The organism is Streptomyces sp. NPDC046261, from assembly GCF_040646235.1.
In the GTDB taxonomy this organism is placed as follows: Bacteria; Actinomycetota; Actinomycetes; order Streptomycetales; family Streptomycetaceae; genus Streptomyces.
In genome coordinates this window covers 1-22,813 of record NZ_JBEYZU010000031.1, presented here as the reverse complement: position 1 = coordinate 22,813, position 22,813 = coordinate 1, and the positions used below count along the sequence as shown (strand labels likewise).

General features: G+C 71.0%; 7 protein-coding genes. All 7 read right to left on the bottom strand.

The window, feature by feature from the left end:
* Positions 1–26: 26 nt before the first annotated feature.
* The gene (gene dpgB / locus ABZ956_RS29555) at positions 27–743 is read right to left on the bottom strand and encodes an enoyl-CoA-hydratase DpgB (RefSeq protein WP_361900225.1); all 717 of its coding nucleotides are present in this window, start codon (positions 741–743) and stop codon (positions 27–29) included.
* Positions 744–747: 4 nt separating this feature from the next.
* Complete coding sequence (gene dpgA, locus ABZ956_RS29550; protein ID WP_361900293.1) at positions 748–1,938, bottom strand: 3,5-dihydroxyphenylacetyl-CoA synthase DpgA; 1,191 nt, start codon at positions 1,936–1,938, stop codon at positions 748–750.
* Between the two features lie 147 nt (positions 1,939–2,085).
* Complete coding sequence (locus ABZ956_RS29545) at positions 2,086–3,321, bottom strand: PLP-dependent aminotransferase family protein (RefSeq protein WP_361900290.1); 1,236 nt, start codon at positions 3,319–3,321, stop codon at positions 2,086–2,088.
* Positions 3,322–3,379: 58 nt separating this feature from the next.
* Positions 3,380–4,693, bottom strand: a complete 1,314-nt coding sequence (locus ABZ956_RS29540) for a cysteate synthase (RefSeq protein ID WP_361900287.1) — start codon at positions 4,691–4,693, stop codon at positions 3,380–3,382.
* Between the two features lie 42 nt (positions 4,694–4,735).
* Positions 4,736–5,311: a cysteine dioxygenase family protein gene (locus tag ABZ956_RS29535; protein WP_361900221.1), complete on the bottom strand. Its 576-nt coding sequence runs from the start codon at positions 5,309–5,311 to the stop codon at positions 4,736–4,738.
* Complete coding sequence (locus ABZ956_RS29530) at positions 5,308–16,476, bottom strand: amino acid adenylation domain-containing protein (protein WP_361900218.1); 11,169 nt, start codon at positions 16,474–16,476, stop codon at positions 5,308–5,310. Before ABZ956_RS29530 ends, ABZ956_RS29535 begins: the two co-directional genes overlap by 4 nt.
* Before the next feature lie 126 nt (positions 16,477–16,602).
* On the bottom strand, positions 16,603–22,813 hold a 6,211-nt coding region (locus ABZ956_RS29525; RefSeq protein ID WP_361900215.1), incomplete at its 5' end, for an amino acid adenylation domain-containing protein.

Below are 22,813 nucleotides of genomic sequence, written 5' to 3'. Positions count from 1 at the left end.
CGCGGTGTCGAGGCCGGCCGGCCCGGTCACGGCGCGACCTCGGCGGGCACCCGGCGCAGCACGCGGTCGCAGGCCGCGAGGTGGCTGCCCAGGGCGTCCTCGAAGCGGGTCGTCGTCGCGTCGAGCATGAGCTGTCGCCGTACGCCCAGGCCCTGGCCCATCGACGGGCCGAGGAGGGAGACCGCCTTCGCCAGGGCGGTGTCGGTGTCGTCGGCGACCTCGTCGACCAGGCGCAGGCCCAGGGCCTCGCTCGCGGTGAGGGGGAGGCCGAAGAGCACCGCACGGCGGGTCGGACCGACGCCGATCTGGTTGGCCAGGCGGTAGACGGCCATGCCGGGCCAGACTCCGCTCGCGTCGGAGGGCACCGTCAGGCGGACGTCGCCGCCGGCTATGCGGTAGTCGGTGGCGAGCAGCGCCTCGAACGCCACACCGCCGCAGTCGCCCGTCGCCACCGCGATCGTGGCGGCGTCGAGCCGCTCCAGCCGGCGCAGGGCCCGTTCCCACTTGTTGACCAGGGGCAGGCTCACCTCGTGGGTCCAGGACTCCTCGGGGGCGCCGTTCACATGCAGGACGGCGACCTGCGGGGCGCCGGAGTCCTCGACGCGGTCGGCGAGGGCGGTCAGCTCCGCGACCGTAGCGGCCGACAGGGGCCGGGAACCGTCGATCCGGATCGTGAAGTCCTCGGCGGCCCGGGGGGAATTACCGGTGGGGTTCAACTTCTCAATGCCTCTCTGCTCGGTCACATCGTCACCAGCGGACCAGGGCGGTCTCGATCGTCGACCCCGGTCCCATCGTCATCAGCACGCAGTACTCACCCGGCTGGGCGACGCCCTCTTTGAGCAGCCGTTCGTAGGAGAAGAGGAAGGAACCGCTGGAGAGATTCCCGTAGTCGCGCAGCACACCCGTGGTGTGCCGCAGGTCGTAGCGCGTCAGGCCGAGATTGACCATGACGGCGTCGATCACCTTCTTGCCGCCGGAGTGCACCAGCCAGTGGGCGATGTCGCTGCGGCGCAGCCCGGTCCCCTCGAGCAGCCGGTCCACGACGATCTCGGCGTGGGCTCCCACCACATAGGGCACGTGGGGGTCGAGGTAGAAGCTGAACCGGTCCTGCTCCGCGTCCCAGTCGTAGCGCATCGCGTCGATGGCGTCGGTGATGACGCAGCTGGCGAACTTCAGGACGCGCGGCTCGGGCACCCTGGCCGCCTGTGCCGCCGGCAGTGCGGCCGACGGCTCGTCCCGGCCGTCCCGCTCGCCGGCGACCAGGGCCACCGCGGCCGCGCCGTCGCCGAACAGGCTGTTGACGACGGAGGTGCGCATGGTGCCGTCGAAGACGTACGCGGCGGAGCACGACTCGACGCACACCATGACCGCCAGCTTGCCGGGGTGGGCCCGGGCCCAGCCGGACACGGCGTTCAGGGCGTTGAGCCCGGCGTTGCAGCCCATGCCGACGATGTCGATCCGGCTGCAGTGGCGGCTGATGCCGAGCTCGCGGATGAGCAGCGCGCTCAGCCCCGGGGTGAGGAAGCCCGTGGAGGTCACACAGCACAGGTAGCCGATGTCGGACAGTTCGGCGCCGGCGTCCTTCAGGCACTCCTCGACGGCCCGCACGCCCATCTCGATGCCTTGCGCCTTGTGCTTGGCGAGCAGTTCGCCCTGCTTCTCCAGCACCCGGGTGCCGTCGTCGCCCTGCGGCGGCAGGGTGAGGAAGCGCCGGTCGATGGCGCTGTTGAGGAAGATCGAGCGGATCCGCGGATCCTCGATCCGGAAGATGTCGAGCAGGTCCTGCTGGGAGTACGAGGTGGGGGGCACGGCGGTCCCCACCCCGACGACGCGGGCCACGCCGGGCACGTCGAGCGCGGTGTGCGGAGCGGAGGCCAGCGCACCGGGGTGCGGCAGGCCCGCGGTGGCGGACAGGGGGCTGGGCAGGTGGGCGGTCATGGTCATCGGTAGGTCCATCCCCACGACCTGCGCTTGCTCCGGTAGACCGGAATGTAGTGTTCCATGGCTCCTCTTGATCGCGTCGCGCTGATCTCGCGCTCTCGGTGGTGTGCTCTTGGCGGTGTGCTCTTGGTGGTATGTCAGGAACTAACGTGCGGTGGACTGCTCACGGACGAAGTCCGCGAGCCGGTCCAGACCCGCCTCGATCTCCGGCGCCCGCAGATGGCTGAAGGACAGCCGGATCTGATCGCGGGGCCGGGAGTCGGCGTAGAAGTGGTGCATCGGCGTCCACAGCACCCGGTGGCGCCGCGCGCTGAGCTCCAGCAGGTCGTCGCCGGCCGGGAAGGGCACCGTGACGACCAGGAAGAAGCCGCCGGCCGGCACGTTCCAGGAGACCCCGGGAGCCTCCCCGCCGCCGAAGCGCTCGGAGAGCCCCTTGAGCATCCGGCGGAGGTTGTCCTGGTACGTGCGGATCTCCCGCTCGTTCGCCGTGCGCAGGCTGCACCCGTTCTCCAGCAGCTTCCCGCCGATGACCGCCTGCGCGATGGGCGAGGTGTTCACGGTCAGCATGCTCTTGACCTTCGCGAGCTGGTCGGCGAGGCTCTCCGTCCCGCCGCCCGCCACCGCCACCCGCTGACCGGCCACGGCGAAGCCCACCCGCGCACCCGGAATGCCCGTCTTGGCGAACGAGCCCAGATAGACCACGCGTCCGCCGCGGTCCAGCGACTTCAGCGTCGGCAGCGCGGAACCGTCGCCGAAGAGACCGTACGGATTGTCCTCAAGGACGAGGAAGTCGTGCTCCTGCGCGATCCGCAGCAGCTCCAGCCGCGTCCGCCGGCTCAGGCTGGCACCGCTGGGGTTCGCGAAGTCCGGGATCACATACAGCGCACGGGGATTCTGCCCCGCCGCCCTGGCCCGCTCCACCACGGCCACCAGATCGTCCAGGTCGATGCCCTCGCCCGACTCCCGGACGGGCAGCACCGGCATGTCCACGAGCTGCGCCGCCCCGTACGCCCCCACATAGGTGGGCGCCACCGCCAGCAGCACGTCGTTTTCGGTCCTGCGCAGGGCGCGCAGCGTCAGGTACAGGGCCTCCTGACAGCCGACCGTCACCACGATCGACTCCGGATCGGCGGTGATGCCCTCGTCCACCCGCAGATGCTCGGCGATCAGGTGGTGGATGATGCCCTTGGTCCGCCCGTACTGCAGGATCGTGCGGGTCACCGCCGCCTCGTCGCCGCCCAGCTCGGACGTCAGATGCCGGCGGAAGACGTCGAGATAGCGCGGGACGGCGTCGAGGTCGAAGAAACCCTCGTAGGGCCGCCCGGCCGCCAGCGAGATGGCATCGGGATACCGGTGGGCCACCTCGTTGAGGAAATTCATCGATTCGCTCACCGGCGAACCCAGCGAACCGTGCAGATCCAGGGCGTGCAGAAGAGTCTCAGATGAGCTGAACACGTCGGGCCTCCTTCGAGAAGGAACTGAGGATGTCGGACGAGAGGGCTTCCGGCGCACTGTCGGGATGCGCCGTCCGCAGGTCGAGGCGGTGGGAGGCGCCGCCCAGCGCCGCGAAGGAACGGCGCCGCCCGCCGCCCGTCACATTGAGCAGGACCCGGGCGTCGGCCGGCACACGGCCGTCGAGAACGGCGTCCCGCAGACAGGCCACGGCCACCGCCGCGGCCGGCTCGATGTCCACGCCCTCCCACTCCTCGAACAACGCCGACGCGGCCAGTGCCGACGCACGGTCGGCGACGCACATCTCACCCGAACTGTGCGTCAGGATGTCGCGCACACCCCCGGCCACGGCGAAGGGCGGCGTGGCATTGACCAGCTCCGGCGCGAGCACCTGCCGCTGACCCTCCGGGTGTGCGGCCCCGGCCCCCTCCGCACCGGTCCACGCCTCGTGGAGCGGCGCGAACTCCGCGTTCTGGCACAGGAACAGGCGCGGCATCACCTCACCACCGCCGCCGGCGGACGCCGGCGACGCGCCGATGATGCGGTCGGCCGCCTCGTACGTCGCTATCGCACCGGCCCCGCTGCCGACCCCCTGGAAGTAGAAGTCCGGCAGCCGGCCCATCTCCTCGTACGCGGTCAGCGCCACCACGGCCAGACCGTCCCTGCGCCCGACGTTACGGACGCCGCCCTCCGCGAAGAACTCGGGCGAGGACGCGACCAGCCGCCGGCTGTAGGTGATCGCCTGGTTGTACGTGGCACCCTCCAGCGCCACCACCTTGACGTGCTCCCCGACCTCCCCGGCGACGGCCAGGCCCGCGACAGCACGCTCGGGAACCACCAGGAGGCACGGAAAGGCGTAGTCGCGGCAGGCGGCCGCGAAAGCCGCCGCCGTATTGCCCGCGGAGGCGACGACCATCACCCCGGCGTCCTCGGGAACGCGCCCCAGGACCGTGTACGCCTCCAGTTCCTTGAACGTGCCCGAACGCATACCGCAGTGCCGCTCGGGCCAGTAACCGCTGAAGGAGATCCACAGATCCCGCAGGCCGAGCGCGCCGCCCAGGCCCTCGCTCCGGAACACCGCGGGCCTGCCGGAGCCGGCCACCTCGCGCCGCACCGGCAGCCACTGGCGGTACCGGAACACGCCGGACGCGGCGGGATCGACACCGAAGCCACCGGCCTCGTACTCCGTACGCAGCATCGAATCGTCGCCGCACACCGCACAGCCCGACCGCATACCGTCATCGGCCACCCGCGCTCCGCATCGCGTGCAGACAAGCGAGTAGTGATCACCGGAATTAATGACGTACCTCCTGCAGAGATCCCCGCCGAAGCCGGGGAGTTTTCAAGACCGCGCGCAGCCGCGGGGATGCGGATAGACGCGCCGGATGCTCGAGCCGAGCCGGCCCACGTCCGCCCCGTACACATGAAGGGAAATCGCGCGCGTGGCACCCGAATTGCGGACGACATGGATATCACCGGGAGGCGCGAACCCGTCGGCCTCGCCGGCGGAATTGACGACCTCCTCGGTGGCCAGCAGCCGCTCGCCGCCGTCCCCACCGACGACGCGGTAGCGGTGCTCGGTCTCCTCGCCCTCATGCACCCCGGTCACACACCACGAGACGTGATCGTGCACCGGCGTCTCCTGCCCCGGCAGCCAGACCAGGGCCACGACGGAGAAGCTCCCGTCCGGCTCCGTGTGCAGGACGTGCTGACGGTAACCCGCCGGGTCGCCCTCGCACTGCGACTCCGTCAGCAGCCCCGGGCGGGTGAGGAACGGCCGCAGCCGCCCGGCCACCAGATCCGCGGCCGACGCCGGCCCCGACGCGCCGGCCACCGCCTCGCGCACCGCCGCGACGAGCGCGGCGAGGTCGCCGGTGAGCTGGGTGAGAGTGGCGCTGCCACCGTACTGCGGCGTCACTTGGACGACCTCCACATCTTCTGGACCAGGTCCAGGTCCGCTTGCGAGAGCGACACCAGGGGCACGTCCGACGGGGTGTGCCCGCCGGCCTCCGGATCACGGGCGTGCTCGATCAGGACCCGCAGCGCCCGGAACCACGCCTCGGCCAGATCACGCATGTCCGCCTCGGCCAGCAGCTCCCGGGGCCACGACCACGTCACCTTCAGCCGCGGACCGTCCGCGTGGTCCTCGGTGAGGGCGTTGACCGACAGCGCGTGCGGCAGCGGCATGCGCGGGTCGGCACCCGTCAGCCCGGTGTCCTCGGCGACGGGACGCCAGTCCCCGGCATCCGGGGCACCGCTCCCGGCCCGGTCACCCACCGCGAACCGGCCGAGGTAGTTGAAGCCGATCTGAGGCTGCGCCAGACCGGCCAGCACCGGCCCGGTCTCCGGGTTGAGGTAGCGCAGCAGGCCGTAGCCCACCCCGTTGTCGGGCAGCGCCCGCAACTGCTCCTTGACCCGCTTGAGCGCGTCACCCACGGCCGGCCCGGCGGCCCACACCGCGGCCCAGTCACCGACGGCGGGGTCCAGGCGCACCGGGTAGATGCTGGTGAACCAGCCCACGGTCCGGGACAGATCGGCCCCGGCCACCACCGCCTCCTCCCGGCCGTGCCCCTCCAGGTGCAGCAGCACCGAGGAGCCGTCACCCCGCCCCAGGCGCCGGCGCCAGTCGGCCACGGCCAGGGCCAGGCCCGTCAGCAGCACATCGTTGACCCCGGCATGGAAGGCCGCCGGCACCCGGGTCAGCAGGGCCTCGGTCTCCTCCACCGGCAGCGACATGGTCACGGAACGAGCCGCCCCGACCACATCGACCCGCGGGTCCAGCACCCGGCCGCCCAGCAGCGGATCGTCGCCCTCCAGAATGCCCCGCCAGGTGGTCAGCTCCGCCACCCGCGAGGACTCCCGGGCCAGTTCCGTCAGCGCGTCGGCCCAGCGGCGCAGCGACGTACCGACCGGCTCCGGTGCGGGCCTGCGGCCGGCCGCCAGCTCCGCCCACGCGGCTTCCAGATCGGTCAGCAGGATCCGCCACGACACACCGTCGACCACCAGATGGTGCAGCACCAGCAGCAGCCGCCCGGACTCACGCGGACCCGCGTCGAACCACACGACCTGGACCATCGCCCCGTCGTCCGGAGACAGCCGGTCCCGCGCGGCCAGTGCCTCCCGGGCCGTCACCGCCCGCCGAGCCACCGCGTCCGTACCGGTCACGTCGACCCGGCGGACACACGCCTCGGCACGCACCGCGCCCCGCTCGGCGATCTCCAGCTCCCACCGGCCGTCGCCGGCCCGGGACAGCCGCATGCGCAGGGCGTCGTGATGGTCCAGCAACGCCTGCACCGCCGCCGTCAGCCGGCCCTGGCCCAGGCCGGCCGGCGCCCGCAGCATCACGGACTGGTTGAAGCCCTCCATCGGACCGCCACGCTCACGCAACCAGTGCACGATCGGCGTCGGAGCGAGGGGACCGGTGCCCTCCCGCGGATCCTCGGCCACCACCCCGTCCGCCTCGGCGGTCACGGCGACCGCGGACAGCGCCTCGACGGTCTTGCACCGGAACACGTCCGCGGGCGAGACGACCAGACCGGCCTTCCGGGCCCGGCTCACCAGCTGGATCGACAGGATGCTGTCGCCGCCGAGCTCGAAGAAGTTGTCGTCGATGCCGACGGTTTCCAGGCCGAGGACCTCGGCGAAGAGTCCGCAGAGGACCTGTTCCTGGGGGGTGCGGGGTTTGCGGCCGGTGGTGAGGGTTGTGTAGTCGGGTGCGGGGAGGGCCTTGCGGTCGAGTTTTCCGTTGGGGGTGAGGGGGAGGGTGGCGAGGGTGAGGATGGTGGTGGGGACCATGTAGTCGGGGAGACGTCCGGCGAGGGCCGCCCGGAGGGCGTCCGTCGACAGATCCGCGCTCTCGGCGACGACGTAGGCGACCAGTCGCTTGTCGCCGGGGCGGTCCTCGCGGACGACGGCGGCGGCGTGGGCCACGTTCGGCTGTGCGGCCAGTGCGGCTTCGATTTCGCCGAGTTCGATGCGGAAGCCGCGGATTTTGACCTGGTCGTCGGCACGGCCGAGGTATTCGAGGGTCCCGTCGGTGCGGTGGCGTACGACGTCACCCGTGCGGTACATGCGGGCACCGGTGCCGGTGGTGTCGAAGGGGTCGGCCACGAACCGTTCTGCCGTGAGGGCGGGGCGGTTGAGGTATCCGCGGGCCAGGCCCGCGCCGGCGACGTAGAGCTCGCCCGGGACTCCGATGGGGGCCGGCCGCAGGCGGTCGTCCAGGACGTACGTTTTCAGGTCGGGGATGCGCCGGCCGATCAGGCTGCCCGATCCGGCGGTGGCCGACTCGCGCGTGAGGTGCTTCCACGTGACGTGCACGGTGGTTTCGGTGATGCCGTACATGTTCACCAGGGCGGGTGCGTCGTCGGGGTGACGCTCGTACCAGCTCTTGAGGTGGCCGGGTTCGAGTGCTTCGCCGCCGAAGATGACCAGGCGCAGCGTCAGGTCCTGGGCGAGTGCGGGGTTCTCGGTGTCGGCTTGTGCGAGTTGGTGGAAGGCGGTGGGTGTCTGGTTGAGGACGGTGACCTTCTCCCGTGCCAGCAGCTGGAGGAAGTCGGCGGGGGTGCGGGAGGTCTGGTGCGGGACGACCACGAGGCGGCCGCCGTGCAACAGCGGGCCCCACAGTTCCCAGACGGAGAAGTCGAAGGCGAAGGAGTGGAACAGTGTCCAGACGTCGTCGCCGGTGAAGCGGAATGTGTCCTGGGTGGTGGAGAAGAGCCGTATGACGTTCTGGTGCGGGACGACCACGCCCTTGGGCCGGCCGGTGGAGCCGGAGGTGTAGATGACGTACGCGGGATGGCCGGGACGCAGGGCCCCCTCCCGGTCGGGGTCGGTGCGCGGCAGACCGCGCAGGAGGGTCCCGGTCGCGGGATCGTCCAGCACCACCCGGTCGGGGCCGGCCCCCGGCAGGCGGGGCGCGGTCCGCGCGTCCGTCAGGACGCGAACGGGCCGGGCGTCCGCGAGCGTGTACGCGATGCGGTCGGCGGGATAGTCGGGGTCGATCGGCAGGTAGGCCGCGCCGGCCTTGAGCACCGCCAGGGCTGCGACCACCAGCTCGGCGGAGCGGGGCAGGGCGATGGCGACGATCTGCTCGGGGCCGGTGCCCGTGCTGATGAGGTGGTGGGCGAGCCGGTTCGCGCGGGCGTTGAGTTCGGCGTAGGTGAGGCCGGTGCCCTCGAAGACCACGGCGGTGGCGTCGGGCGTACGGGCCGCCTGTTGCTCGAACAGCTCGGGGAGCGTCGACTGCGGTGTGTCGTGGTGGGTGTCGTTCCACTCGGTCAGGAGCTGGTGCCGCTCGTGGTCGGAGAGGACCTCCGCCTGCCCGATGGGCCGGTCGGGGTCGGTGACGACGGCTTCGAGCAGCTGCACCAGGCGCTGCGCCAGCAGCTCGACGGTCGCGGGGTCGAACAGGTCCGTGGCGTAGTCGACCTGCCCCCCGATGCCGGACGGCTCCCCGTCCGCGGTGAAGCGTTCCGCCAGGGTGAATCCCAGGTCGAACTTCGCCGCGCCCGGGCCCAGCGGCTCGACGGCCACGTCGACGCCGGGGAGACCGAGGGTGGCCGCGGTGTTGTTCTGCAACGTCAGGACGACCTGGAACAGCGGATGCCGCGCCATGGACCGGACCGGGCTGATGACCTCCACGAGCCGTTCGAAGGGCAGGTCCTGGTGGGCGTAGGCGGCGAGGTCCGTCTCCCGTACCCGCTCCAGGAGTTCCGTGAAGGTGGGGTCGCCTGAGGTATCGGTGCGCAGGACGAGGGTGTTGACGAAGAAGCCGACGAGATCGTCGAGGGCGTCATCGGTCCGGCCCGCGATGGGCGAGCCGATGGGAATGTCCGTTCCCGCGCCGAGGCGCGTCAGCAGAGCGGCCAGAGCCGCCTGCATCACCATGAACACGCTCGTGCCCCGCTCCCGCGCGAGCCCCGCGATCCGCCCGTGCAGCTCGGCGTCGACGCCGAAGAACACGGAACCGCCCTCGTGCGACGCCACGGCCTGCCGGCCACGGTCGAAGGGCAGGGGCAGCTCCTCGGGGACGCCGGCGAGGGCCTCCTGCCAGTAGGCGAGCTGCCGGGAGACCAGGCTCTCGGGGTTCTCCTCGTCGCCGAGGAGGTCACGCTGCCAGAGCGTGTAGTCCGCGTACTGCACCGGCAGGGCCGCCCAGTCGGGCGCCGCCCCGTCGACCCGGGCCGCGTAGGCGGTGGACAGGTCCTTGGCCAAAGGCGCCATGGACCAGCCGTCCCCGGCGATGTGATGCATGACGAGCAGCAGGACATGCTCGTCCGCGCCGGTGGCGAACAGCGACAACCGCAGCGGCAGATCGACGGCCAGATCGAACGCGAAGCCCGCGTCCCTCCGCAGAAGCGCGCCCAGGTCCCGCTCGCCGGTGGCCTCGGCCTCGGTGAACGACAACAGCCCGGCGGCCTCACCCGGCTCCAGCACCCGCTGCCAGGGCTGAGCGTCCGCGTCCTCGGGGAATACGGTGCGCAGGCTCTCGTGCCGGGCGACGACATCGCCCAGGGCGGCCTTGAGGGCCTCCTTGTCGAGCGGCCCGGAGAGGCGGAGCGCCATGGGCACGTTGTACGTGGCGCCGGGGCCCTCGAGCCGGCCGATGAGCCACAGCCGCCGCTGCGCGAACGACAACGGCAGCCGCCCGGGCCGGACCGCCGGCACCAGCGACGGCCGTACGGAGTCGCCCCCACCCTCGGCCAGGCGGCCGGCCAGGCCCGCGACGGTCGGCGCCTCGAACAGCACCCGGATGCCGAGCTCCACGCCCAGTGCCGAACGGACGCGGCTGATCAGGCGCGTGGCGAGCAGCGAGTGACCGCCGAGCTCGAAGAAGCTGTCGTCGATGCCGACCCGCTCCACACCCAGCACCTCGGCGAACAGCGCGCACAGCACCTCCTCCCGCGGCGTCCGCGCCTCACGGCCCCCGGCCAGCGCGTCGAAGTCCGGCGCGGGCAGGGCCTTGCGGTCGAGCTTGCCGTTCGGGTTCAACGGCAGGGCGTCCAGCACCACCACGGCGGCCGGCACCATGTACGCGGGGAACCGCTCCATCAAGTAGGCCCGCAACTCCCGCGCATCGAGCGGGACCGGGACCGTACCGGAACCCGCCCCCGTCGCCGTTCCGGTCGCCGGCGCGGGCACCGCGTAGGCGATCAGCCGCTGGTCGCCCGGGACGTCCTCGCGCACCCGCGCCACGGCACGGGAGACCCCCGGATGCTGGGCGAGCACCGACTCGATCTCGCCGAGCTCGATCCGGAAGCCACGCACCTTCACCTGGTCGTCCGCGCGGCCCAGGCACTGGATCAGGCCGTCGGCCGTCCACCGGGCCACGTCCCCGGTCCGGTACATCCGCTCGCCCGGACCACCGAACGGATCCGCGACGAACCGCTCCGCGGACAGCCCCGGGCGCCCGATGTACCCGCGCCCCACCTGGACGCCCGCGACGTACAACTCACCCGCCATGCCCGGCGGCACCGGACGCAGCTCCCCGTCGAGGACGTAGACGCGGGTGTTCCACATCGGCCGGCCGATCGGTACCGGACCCTGGACGCCGAGCGACCGCCCGACACCGATCGGATTGTCCAGGCACCCCACGGTCACCTCGGTCGAACCGTAGTGATTGACCACGGCGGCGTCCGGATGGGCCTCGCGCCAGGTCTGGAGCCGCTCGGCGGAGATGCCCTCGCCGCCGATCATGAGCTGCCCCGCCCAGGAGCCCGACAGCTTGCCGGCCAGCAGCGGCAGGTGGCTGGGCGTGACCTTCAGGAAGGTGAAGTCCCCGAAATCCGCCGCCGGGACGTTCTCGATGGCCGACACACGGACACAACCGCCGACGGTGAGGACTGCGTGCAGCGTCGTCACGATCGCCCCGAAGGCGAACGACGCGTGCAGCAGCACGGTGCCCTTCACCCCGGGGTACGCGTCCCAGCACCGCACCGTGTAGTTCGTCAGGCTGCGGTGCTCGACCACGACACCCTTGGGCAGGCCCGTCGAGCCGGACGTGTAGATCACGTACGCCGGGTGGGCCAGGGACAGCGGCGCCGTGCGCTCCGCGTCCGTCACATCCGTACCGGCGAGCCGGGCCAGGCGCGCCACGGTCGCCGGATCGTCCAGCACGACCTGCCGGGGACCGTCGGCGGGCAGCAGACCCGCCGCCGCCCGAACCGTCAGCACACAGGCCGGAGCCGCGTCCTCCAGCATGAACGCCACGCGCTCCGCCGGATACTCCGGGTCGATGGGAAGGTAGGCGGCCCCGGCCTTCAGCACGGCCAGCAGCGCCACGACCATCTTCTCCGAGCGGGGGAAGGCCAGCGCCACCACCCGCTCCGGGCCGATGCCCATGCCGGTCAGCAGCCGCGCCAGCCGGTTCGCCTGCTCGTTCGCCTCGGCGTAGCTCAGCACGGTGTCCTCGAACACCAGCGCCGGCGCATCGGGCGTACGGGCCACCTGCTCCTCGAACAACGCCGGAACCGTCGCCGCCGGTACCTCGTGCCGGGTGTCGTTCCACTCCACCAGCAGCCGGTGGCGCTCGTCCTCGGACAGCACCTCCAGCCGGCTCAGCGGCGCGTGCGGATCGGCGACCACCGCCGCCAGCAGCCGCTCGAACCGCCGCGCCATCGTCTCGACCGTGCCCTGGTCGAACAGGTCCTTCGCGAAGTCGAAGCTGCCCGAGAGCCCGGTCGCCACGCCGTCGGCGCCCCGCTGCTCACTGACGTGCACACCGAGGTCGAACTTGGAGCGGATGGCGGCGATGTGCTCCATGCCGACGCTCAGCCCCGGCAGCTCCAGCACCGCCTCGGCGTTGTTCTCGAACCCGAACATCACTTGGAACAGCGGATGCCGCGCCATCGAGCGCGTGGGGTTCAGCGCCTCCACCACGTGCTCGAACGGCACGTGCTGATGCGCGAAGGCGGTCAGGTCCACCTGACGGACCCGCTCCAGCAGCTCCGCGAAGCTCGGCCTGCCGGACGTGTCGACGCGGAACACCAGCGTGTTCGAGAAGAAGCCGACGAGGTCGTCGAGCCCGTCGTCGGTCCGGCCGGCGACGGGCGAGCCGATGGGGATGTCCTCGCCCGCGCCGAGGCGGGTGAGCAGGGCCGCGAGGGCCGCCTGCATCACCATGAACACCGTGGACCGGTGCTCGGCGGCAAGGTCCAGCAGGCCCCGGTGAACAGCGGCGTCGACCGTGAAGGAGGCGGTACCGCCCTCGTACGACGCCACGGCCGGGCGCGGCCGGTCGGCCGGGAGCTGAAGCTCCTCGGGGGCACCGGCGAGGGTCTCCTGCCAGTGGGCGAGCTGCCGGGAGATCAGACTCTCGGGGTCGTTCTCGTCGCCGAGGAGGTCACGCTGCCAGAGCGTGTAGTCCGCGTACTGCACCGGAAGCGCCGTCCACGCGGGCGCCCGGCCCTCAAGACGCGCGGCGTAGGCGGTGGACAGGTCCTTGGCCAGCGGCGCCATGGACCAGCCGTCGCCGGCGATGTGGTGCATGACGAGGAGGAGTACGTGCTGGTCGGGGCCGGTGGTGAAGAGGCGGGCGCGGAGGGGGAGGTCGGTGGCGAGGTCGAAGGGCCGGGTGGCCTCGGCGGCGAGCAGGCCGGGGAGCCCGGGGAGCCCGGAGGCGTCGGCCTGGACCGTGGCGAGGAGGGGACCGAGTTCGCTCGCGTCGAGGATGCGCTGGTGGGGCTGGCCGTCGGCGTCCTCGGGGAAGACGGTGCGCAGGCTCTCGTGCCGGGTCACGACGTCGTGGAGGGCTGTGTGCAGTGCCTGTACGTCGAGGGTGCCGGTGAGGCGGACGGCGAGGGGCATGTTGTAGGTCGCGTCGGTGCCTTCGAGGCGGCTGATGAACCACAGCCGGCGCTGTGCGAAGGACAGCGGCAGCTTCTCGGGCCGGACTTCGGCCGGCACCAGCGGCGGGTGCGCCTCGTCCGTGCTGTCGGAGAACTGGTCGGCGAGGCCGGCCACGGTGGGGGTTTCGAAGAGGGTGCGGATGGCGAGTTCGGTGCCGAGGGTGGTGCGGATGCGGCTGATGAGGCGGGTGGCGAGGAGGGAGTGGCCGCCGAGGTCGAAGAAGTTGTCGTCGATGCCGACGGTGTCGAGGCCGAGGACTTCGGCGAAGAGCGCGCAGAGGACCTGTTCCTGGGGGGTGCGGGGTTTGCGGTTGGTGGTGAGGGTTGTGTAGTCGGGTGCGGGGAGGGCCTTGCGGTCGAGTTTTCCGTTGGGGGTGAGGGGGAGCGCGTCGAGGGTGAGGACGGTGCTGGGCACCATGTAGTCGGGGAGCCGCTCGGCGACGGCCGCGTTCAGCGTCTGCGGTTCCAGGGTGGTCCCGCTGTCGGGGACGACATAGGCGACCAGGCGCTGGTCACCCGGCATGTCCTCGCGCACCAGCACAGCGGCCTGGGCGACGTGGGGTTGAGCGGTGAGCGCGGCTTCGATTTCGCCGGGTTCGATGCGGAAGCCGCGGAGTTTGACTTGGTGGTCGGTGCGGCCGAGGTATTCGAGGGTCCCGTCGGTGCGGTGGCGTACGACGTCGCCGGTGCGGTACATGCGGGCACCGGTGCCGGTGGTGTCGAAGGGGTTGGCTACGAACCGTTCTGCTGTGAGGGTGGGGCGGTTGAGGTAGCCGTGGGCGAGTCCGGTGCCGGCGAGGTAGAGCTCGCCGGGGGTGCCGGGCGGTACGGGCTGCAGCCGGTCGTCGAGGACGTAGACGCTGGTGTTCCAGATGGGGGTGCCGATGGGGACGGTGGTGACGTTGTCGTCCTCGGTGTGACATTGCCATGCGGTGACGTCTACGGATGCTTCGGTGGGGCCGTAGAGGTTGTGGAGCGGGGTGGTGGCCAGGGCCCGGTGGAACTGGGCTTGGACGGTGTGGGGGAGTGCTTCGCCGCTGGCGAAGACGTGGCGAAGCGTGCAGCAGTGCCCGGCGTCGGGGTGGGTGAGGAAGGTCTGGAGCATGGACGGCACGAAGTGGGTGACCGTGACCTGCTGCTCGCGGATGAGAGCGGTGAGGTAGGCGGGGTCCTTGTGTCCGTCGGGTTTGGCGACGACGAGGCGGGCGCCGGTGATCAGGGGCCAGAAGAACTCCCAGACCGAGACGTCGAAGCTGGAGGGTGTCTTCTGCAGGACGCGGTCGTCGGGGGTGAGTTCGTAGCGTGCCTGCATCCACAGCAGGCGGTTGACGATGCCGCTGTGCGGGACGACCACGCCCTTGGGGCGGCCGGTGGAGCCGGAGGTGTAGATGACGTACGCGGGATGGCCGGGACGCAGGTTCCTGGTGGGGTTCTCGCCGGCGTCGCCCGATTCGTGATGATCGTCGAGGACGATCACGGGAGTGGTGGTGGACGCGACGACGGGGCGCGTGGGCGTGTCGGTGATGACGCAGGTGGGGTTCGCGTCGCCGAGCATGTGGGCGATGCGGTCGGCTGGGTAGTCCGGGTCGACGGGGAGGTAGGCCGCGCCGGCCTTGAGTACCGCCAGGAGCGAGACGACCAGCTCGGGCGAACGGGGCAGGGCGATCGCGACGATCTGCTCGGGGCCCGTGCCCTGGCTGATGAGGCGATGGGACAGCCGGTTGGCCCGGCTGTTGAGCTCGGCGTAGGTGAGGCCGGTGCCCTCGAAGACCACGGCAGTGGCGTCAGGCGTACGGGCCGCCTGCTGCTCGATGAGGTCGGGGAGCGTGGTCTGCGGAACCTCATGGAACGTGTCGTTCCACTCGGTCAGGAGCTGGTGCCGCTCCTCGCCCGAGAGGATCTCCACCTGCCCGATGGGCCGGTCGGGATCCGCTACGACGGCCTCGAGCAACCGCACCAGTCGCTGCGCCAACAGCTCCACGGTCGCGGGGTCGAAGACATCGGAGGCGTATTCCACATGGCCCTCGACACCCGCCGGGCTGCCGCCCGCGGTGAAGGACTCACCGAGGTGGAACCCGAGGTCGAACTTGGCGGCCACGATCGCCTGCGGCTCGATCCCGACGTCGACGCCGGGGAGGTCGAGGCCGGCCGCGGTGTTGTTCTGGAAGGCCAGCATGACCTGGAACAAGGGATGACGGGCCATGGAACGGGCCGGGTTGAGCAGCTCCACGAGCCGCTCGAACGGAAGGTCCTGGTGGGCGTAGGCCGCGAGGTCCGTCTCCCGGACGCGCCCCAGGAGCTGCCGGAACGTGGGGTCGCCTGAGGTGTCCGTACGCAGGACGAGGGTGTTGACGAAGAAGCCGACGAGATCGTCCAGCGCGACGTCGGTCCGCCCGGCGATGGGCGAGCCGATGGGGACGTCCGTCCCCGCGCCGAGACGGGTGAGCAGGGCCGCGAGGGCGGCCTGCATCACCATGAACACACTCGTGCCCTGCGCACGGGCCAGTTCGACGATCCGTGCGTGCAACTGCGCGTCCACCACCAGCGGCACCGAACCGCCCTCGTGGGAGGCCATGGCAGGGCGCGCCCGGTCGAAAGGCAGCCGCAGCTCCTCCGGAAGGCCCTCCAGCGCCTTCCGCCAGTACGTGACCTGGTTGGAGATGACGCTCTCGGGGTCGTTCTCGTCGCCGAGGAGTTCACGCTGCCAGAGCGTGTAGTCCGCGTACTGCACCGGCAGTTCGTCCCATGAGGGCGCCCGGCCCTCCCTCCGCGCCGCGTACGCCGTGGACAGGTCCCGCGCCAGGGGCGCCATGGACCAGCCGTCCGCGGCGATGTGGTGCAGCACCAGCAGCAGGACGTGCTCCTCCGTGCCCTTGCTGAACAGCCAGGCACGCACGGGCAGGTCGCGCGCCAGATCGAACTCGCAGCGCGCCCCACGCTCCAGCGCCGACGCCAGCTCCTGCTCGTCGGCGACCTCCGCCCTGACGAACCCCAGCAGCCCCGCTGCCTCCGCCTGCCCCAGTATCCGCTGATGAGGCTCCCCGTCCGGCCCCTCGGGGAACACGGTCCGCAGGCTCTCGTGCCGGTCGACGACATCACCCAGGGCCGCCTGCAGGGCGTCGTGGTCCAGCACGCCGGACATACGCACCGTGAGCGGCCCGTTGTACGTGGCGCTCGGGCCCTCCAGCCGGCTGATGAACCACAACCGCCGCTGCGCGAACGACAAAGGAATCATGTCATCTCCTTCATTTTGGAACCCCCGCCGAGCGCGGGCCCAAAGGGCAATACAAAACGGCAAACAGCCTCGGTGCCGTTTCGCCGGCACCCGGAACGAACCATCGCTTTGTCGGGCGTCACTCCGTCAGTCGGGCCTGCGCATCCGCCGCAGCGCCGGACGCCGGGCGGCCTGGCCGGACGCCGGGAGCCGCCCGGCGAGACCGGCCACCGTCGGCGCCTCGAAGAGTTCGCGGATCTCCAGCTCGACACCGAGCGTCGCCCGCACCTGGCTGACCAGGCGCGTGGCGAGGAGGGAGTGCCCGCCGAGATCGAAGAAGTTGTCGTCGATGCCGACCCGCTCCAGGCCGAGGACGTCCGCGAACAGCCCGCACAGGATCTCCTCCTGCGGTGTGCGGGGACGGCGTCCGGTGGAGAGCGAGTGGAAATCGGGAGCGGGCAGGGCCTTGCGGTCGAGCTTCCCGCTCGGCGACAACGGCAGGGCGGGCAGCACCATGACCGCGGCCGGAACCATGTAGTCCGGCAGCCGCCCGGCCACCGCCGCGCGCAGCTCGTCCGGCGCCGGACGAGCATCGCCGGCAGGGACGACGTAGGCGACGAGCCGCTTGTCGCCGGGCCGGTCCTCGCGTGCGACGACAGCCGCGTGGGCGACCTGCGGCTGCACGGCGAGAACGGCCTCGATCTCGCCGAGTTCGATGCGGAAGCCGCGGATCTTGACCTGGTCGTCGGCCCGGCCCACGTACTCCAGATTTCCGTCGGCGCGCCGGCGCACCACATCACCGGTCCGGTACATCCGCTCGCCCGGGCCACCGAACGGCTCGGCCACGAACCGGTCCGCGGTCAGGCCGGGGCGCCCGAGGTACCCCCGGGCCAGGCCCACGCCCGCGATGTACAGCTCGCCCGCGACGCCCACGGGCACCGGGCGGAGACCGCCGTCGAGCACGTACACCCGGGTGTTCCGGATCGGCGCGCCGATCGGGACCGAGACGTCGGCCCGGCCCTCGTCCCGGCACTCCCATTCCGTCATGTCGACGGTCGTCTCCGTCGGCCCGTAGACGTTGTGCAGAGGTACGTCGAGCGCCTTGAAGAACTCCGTCTGCAGCGACGAGGGAACCGCCTCCGCGCCCACGAACACATGGCGCAGCGAGGTGCATTCACCCACGCCCCGCGCAGTGAGGAACGCCTGCAGCATCGAGGCCGGGAAACCGGCGATCGTCACCTTGCTGTCACGGATCAGCGCGCATATGTACGCCGGGTCCTTGTGACCGTCCGGCTTGGCGAGAACCGTCACCGCCCCGGTGATCAGCGGCCAGAACAGCTCGCGTACCGAGCCGTCGAAGCTCGACGGCAACTGCTGGAGCACCCGGTCGTCCGGGGTGAGTCCGTACCGCGCCTGCATCGCCAGCAGGCGGTTGACGATGCCGCTGTGCGGGATCACCACGCCCTTGGGGCGGCCGGTGGAGCCGGAGGTGTAGATGACGTAGGCGGGGTGGTCGGGGCGCAGGGTCGTCCGGGCCGGGTTGTCGTCGGCGTCGCCCGTCTCGTCAGTACCGAGGACGATCACGGGAGTGGTGGTGGATCCGACGATGGGGCGCGTGTGTGTGTCGGTGATGACGCAGGTGGGGTTTGCGTCGGCGAGCATGTAGGCGATGCGGTCGGCGGGGTAGTCGGGGTCGACGGGGAGGTAAGCCGCGCCGGCCTTGAGTACCGCCAGGAGCGAGACGACCAGCTCGGGCGAACGGGGCAAGGCCACGGCCACGATGTGCTCGGGGCCGGTGCCCTGGTTGACGAGGTGGTTGGCGAGCCGGTTGGCCCGGGCGTTGAGTTCGGCGTAGGTGAGGCCGGTGCCTTCGAACAGTACGGCGGTGGCGTCCGGGGTGCGGGCTGCCTGCTGCTCGAAGAGCTCGGGGAGTGTGGTCTGCGGTGTGTCGTGGTGGGTGTCGTTCCACTCGGTCAGGAGCTGGTGCCGCTCGTGGTCGGAGAGGATCTCCACCTGGCCGATGGGCAGGGCGGGGTCGGTGACGACGGCTTCGAGCATCCGGACCAGGCGGCGCGACAGCGCCTCCACGGTGGAGCGGTCGAACAGGTCGGTTGCGTAGTCGGTGTAGCCGTCCATGCCTGCGGGGGCGCCATCGGCAGTGAAACGTTCCGTCAGGGTGAAGCCGAGGTCGAACTTCGCGGTGGTCAGGTCGAGGGGCTCGATGCCGAAGTCGACGCCCGGGAGGTCCAGGCCCGCCTCCATGTTGTTCTGCAGAGCCAGCATGACTTGGAAGAGGGGGTGGCGGGCCAGGGAACGGACGGGGTTGAGGAGCTCCACGAGCCGTTCGAAGGGCAGGTCCTGGTGGGCGTAGGCGGCGAGGTCGGTCTCGCGGACGCGCTTCAGGAGTTCCGTGAAGGTGGGGTTGCCGGTGGTGTCGGTGCGCAGGACGAGGGTGTTGACGAAGAAGCCGACGAGGTCGTCGAGGGCGTCGTCGGTCCGCCCGGCGATCGGGGAACCGATGGGGACGTCCTCGCCGGCGCCGAGGCGGGTGAGCAGGGCCGCGAGAGCGGCCTGCATCAGCATGAAGACACTCGTGCCCTGCGCACGGGCCAGTTCGACGATCCGTGCGTGCAACTGCGCGTCCAGCATCAGTGGCACCGAGCCGCCCTGGTGCGAGGCGATGGCGGGACGCGCTCGGTCGAAGGGCAGCGCCAGCTCCTCGGGAACACCGGCGAGCGTCTGCTGCCAGTACGCGGTCTGCTGCGCGATCAGGCTCTCGGGGTCGTTCTCGTCGCCGAGGAGTTCGCGCTGCCAGAGGGTGTAGTCCGCGTACTGCACGGGAAGTGCCGCCCACGCGGGTGCCTCGCCCACGCTCCGCGCGGTGTAGGCGGTGGACAGGTCCTGGGCGAGGGGCGCCAGCGACCAGCCGTCGCCGGCGATGTGGTGCATGACGAGGAGGAGGACGTGCTCGTCCGGAGCGCTGGTGAACAACCATGCCCGCAGCGGCAGATCGAGGGCAGGATCGAACCGGCATCCCGCGTTCTCGTGGAGGGCTGCGGACAGGTCCGGCCCGGCGCTGACCTCGGCCTGGGTGAAGGCGAGGAGCTCGGCGGCCCGGCCAGGCTGCAACACGTGCTGGTGGGGCTGGCCGTCGGTGTCCTCGGGGAAGACCGTGCGCAGACTCTCGTGACGCCCGATGACGTCGGCCAGGGCCGCCTTGAGCGCCTCGGTGTCGAGGGGGCCGGAGAGACGGACCGCCATGGGGATGTTGTAGGTGGCGTTCGCTCCCTCGAGCCGGCTCATGAGCCACAGGCGGCGCTGTGCGAAGGACAGCGGCAGCTTCTCGGGCCGTATGGCAGGGGCCAGCTCGGGGCGTACGGGTGCGCTGTCGGAGAGCTGGTCGGCGAGGGCGGCGACGGTGGGGGTTTCGAAGAGGGTGCGGATGGCGAGTTCGGTGCCGAGGGTGGTGCGGATGCGGCTGATGAGGCGGGTGGCGAGGAGGGAGTGGCCGCCGAGGTCGAAGAAGTTGTCGTCGATGCCGACGGTGTCGAGGCCGAGGACTTCGGCGAAGAGGTTGCAGAGGGTTTCTTCGTGGGGGGTGCGGGGTTTGCGGCCGGTGGTGAGGGTTGTGTAGTCGGGTGCGGGGAGGGCCTTGCGGTCGAGTTTTCCGTTGGGGGTGAGGGGGAGCGCGTCGAGGGTGAGGACGGTGCTGGGCACCATGTAGTCGGGCAGGTGCCTGGCTATGGCTGTGCGGAGGGTGTCGGGGGAGAGGTCAGTGGTGCTCTTGGGGACGATGTAGGCGACGAGTCGTTTGTCGCCGGGGCGGTCCTCGCGGACGACGGCGGCGGCGTGGGCCACGTTCGGCTGTGCGGCCAGTGCGGCCTCGATTTCGCCGAGTTCGATGCGGAAGCCGCGGATCTTGACCTGGTCGTCGGCACGGCCGAGGTATTCGAGGGTCCCGTCGGTGCGGTGGCGTACGACGTCGCCGGTGCGGTACATGCGGGCACCGGTGCCGGTGAAGGGGTCGGCTACGAACCGTTCCGCCGTCAGGGCTTGCCGGTTGAGGTAGCCGTGGGCGAGTCCGGTGCCGGCGAGGTAGAGCTCGCCGGGGGTGCCGGGCGGGACGGGCTGCAGCCGGTCGTCGAGGACGTAGACGCGGGTGTTCCAGATGGGGGTGCCGATGGGGACGGTGGTGACGTCGTCGTCCTCGGTGTGGCATTGCCATGCGGTGACGTCGACGGATGCTTCTGTGGGGCCGTAGAGGTTGTGGAGCGGGGTGGTGGCCAGGGCCCGGTGGAACTGGGCTTGGACGGTGTGGGGGAGTGCTTCGCCGCTGGCGAAGACGTGGCGGAGTGTGGAGCAGTGCCCGGCGTTGGGGTGGGTGAGGAAGGTCTGGAGCATGGATGGCACGAAGTGGGTGACCGTGACCTGCTGCTCGCGGATGAGAGCGGTGAGGTAGGCGGGGTCCTTGTGCCCGTCGGGCTTGGCGACGACGAGGCGGGCGCCGGTGATCAGGGGCCAGAAGAACTCCCAGACCGAGACGTCGAAGCTGGAGGGTGTTTTCTGCAGGACGCGGTCGTCGGGGGTGAGTTCGTAGCGTGCCTGCATCCACAGCAGGCGGTTGACGATGCCGCTGTGCGGGATGACCACGCCCTTGGGGCGGCCGGTGGAGCCGGAGGTGTAGATGACGTACGCGGGATGGCCGGGACGCAGGGTCCTGGTGAGGTTCTCGTCGGCGTCGCCCGATTCGTGATGATCGTCGAGGACGATCACGGGAGTGGTGGTGGATGCGACGACGGGGCGCGTGTGCGTGTCGGTGATGACGCAGGTGGGGTTCGCGTCGGCGAGCATGTAGGCGATGCGGTCGGCCGGGTAATCCGGGTCGACGGGCAGGTACGCCGCGCCGGCCTTGAGGACCGCCAGGAGCGCGACGATCAGCTCGGTGGAGCGGGGAAGGGCGATGGCGACGATTTGCTCGGGGCCGGTGCCCTGGCTGATGAGGCGATGGGCGAGCCGGTTGGCGCGGGCGTTGAGTTCGGCGTAGGTGAGACCGGTGCCCTCGAAGACCACGGCAGTGGCGTCAGGAGTACGGGCTGCCTGCTGCTCGATGAGGTCGGGGAGCGTTGTCTGCGGAACCTCATGGAACGTGTCGTTCCACTCGGTCAGGAGCTGGTGCCGCTCCTCGCCCGAGAGGATCTCCACCTGCCCGATGGGCAGACCGGGGTCGGCGACGACGGCTTCGAGCAGCCGCACCAGTCGCTGCGCCAGCAGCTCCACGGTCGGGCGGTCGAAAAGGTCCGTGGCGAACTCGACCTGGCCCTCGATGCCGGACGGGCTTCCGCCGCCTGAGAAACGTTCCGCCAGGGTGAACCCCAGGTCGAACTTCGCGGTGACCTGGTCGAGCGGCTCGATGTCGATATCGACACCGAGGAGGTCGAGGCCGGCCGTGACGTTGTTCTGGAAGGCCAGCATGACCTGGAACAAGGGATGACGGGCCATGGAACGGACGGGATTGACGAGTTCCACGAGCCGTTCGAAGGGCAGGTCCTGGTGGGCGTAGGCGGCGAGGTCCGTCTCCCGTACCCGCTCCAGGAGTTCCGTGAAGGTGGGGTCGCCTGAGGTGTCGGTGCGCAGGACGAGGGTGTTGACGAAGAAGCCGACGAGATCGTCGAGGGCGTCGTCGGTCCGGCCCGCGATCGGGGAACCGATCGGGATGTCCGTTCCCGCGCCGAGGCGCGTCAGCAGAGCGGCCAGAGCCGCCTGCATCACCATGAACACGCTCGCGCCCCGCTCCCGCGCGACCTCGGCGATCTGCTTGTGCAGCCCCGCATCGAGGCTCAGCGGCACCGAACCGCCCTGGTACGAGGCCACCGCCGGGCGGGACCGGTCGGCCGGGAGCGGCAGCTCTTCCGGAATGCCGGTGAGCTTCTCCTTCCAGTACGCGGCCTGCTGGGCGACCAGGCTACGGGCGTCGTCCTCGTCGCCGAGCAGTTCACGCTGCCACAAGGCATAGTCCGCGTACTGCACCGGCAACGCGTCCCACTGGGGAGCCCGGCCCCGGCAGCGTTCCGCGTAAGCCTGCGACACGTCCCGCATCAGGGGCGCCGTCGACCAGCCGTCGCCGGCGATGTGGTGCATGACGAGGAGGAGTACGTGCTGGTCGGGGCCGGTGGTGAAGAGGCGGGCGCGGAGGGGGAGGTCGGTGGCGAGGTCGAAGGGCCGGGTGGCCTCGACGGCGAGCAGGCCGGGGAGCCCGGGGAGCTCGGAGGCGTCGGCCTGGACCGTGGCGAGGAGGGGACCGAGTTCGCTCGCGTCGAGGATGCGCTGGTGGGGCTGGCCGTCGGCGTCCTCGGGGAAG

Bases quoted from the DNA above. Each gene is read 5' to 3' on its own strand.
- ABZ956_RS29545 (WP_361900290.1), bottom strand. From the start codon at position 3,321: ATGAATTTCCTCAACGAGGTGGCCCACCGGTATCCCGATGCCATCTCG.
- ABZ956_RS29530 (WP_361900218.1), bottom strand. From the start codon at position 16,476: ATGATTCCTTTGTCGTTCGCGCAGCGGCGGTTGTGGTTCATCAGCCGG.
- dpgA (WP_361900293.1), bottom strand. From the start codon at position 1,938: ATGACCGCCCACCTGCCCAGCCCCCTGTCCGCCACCGCGGGCCTGCCG.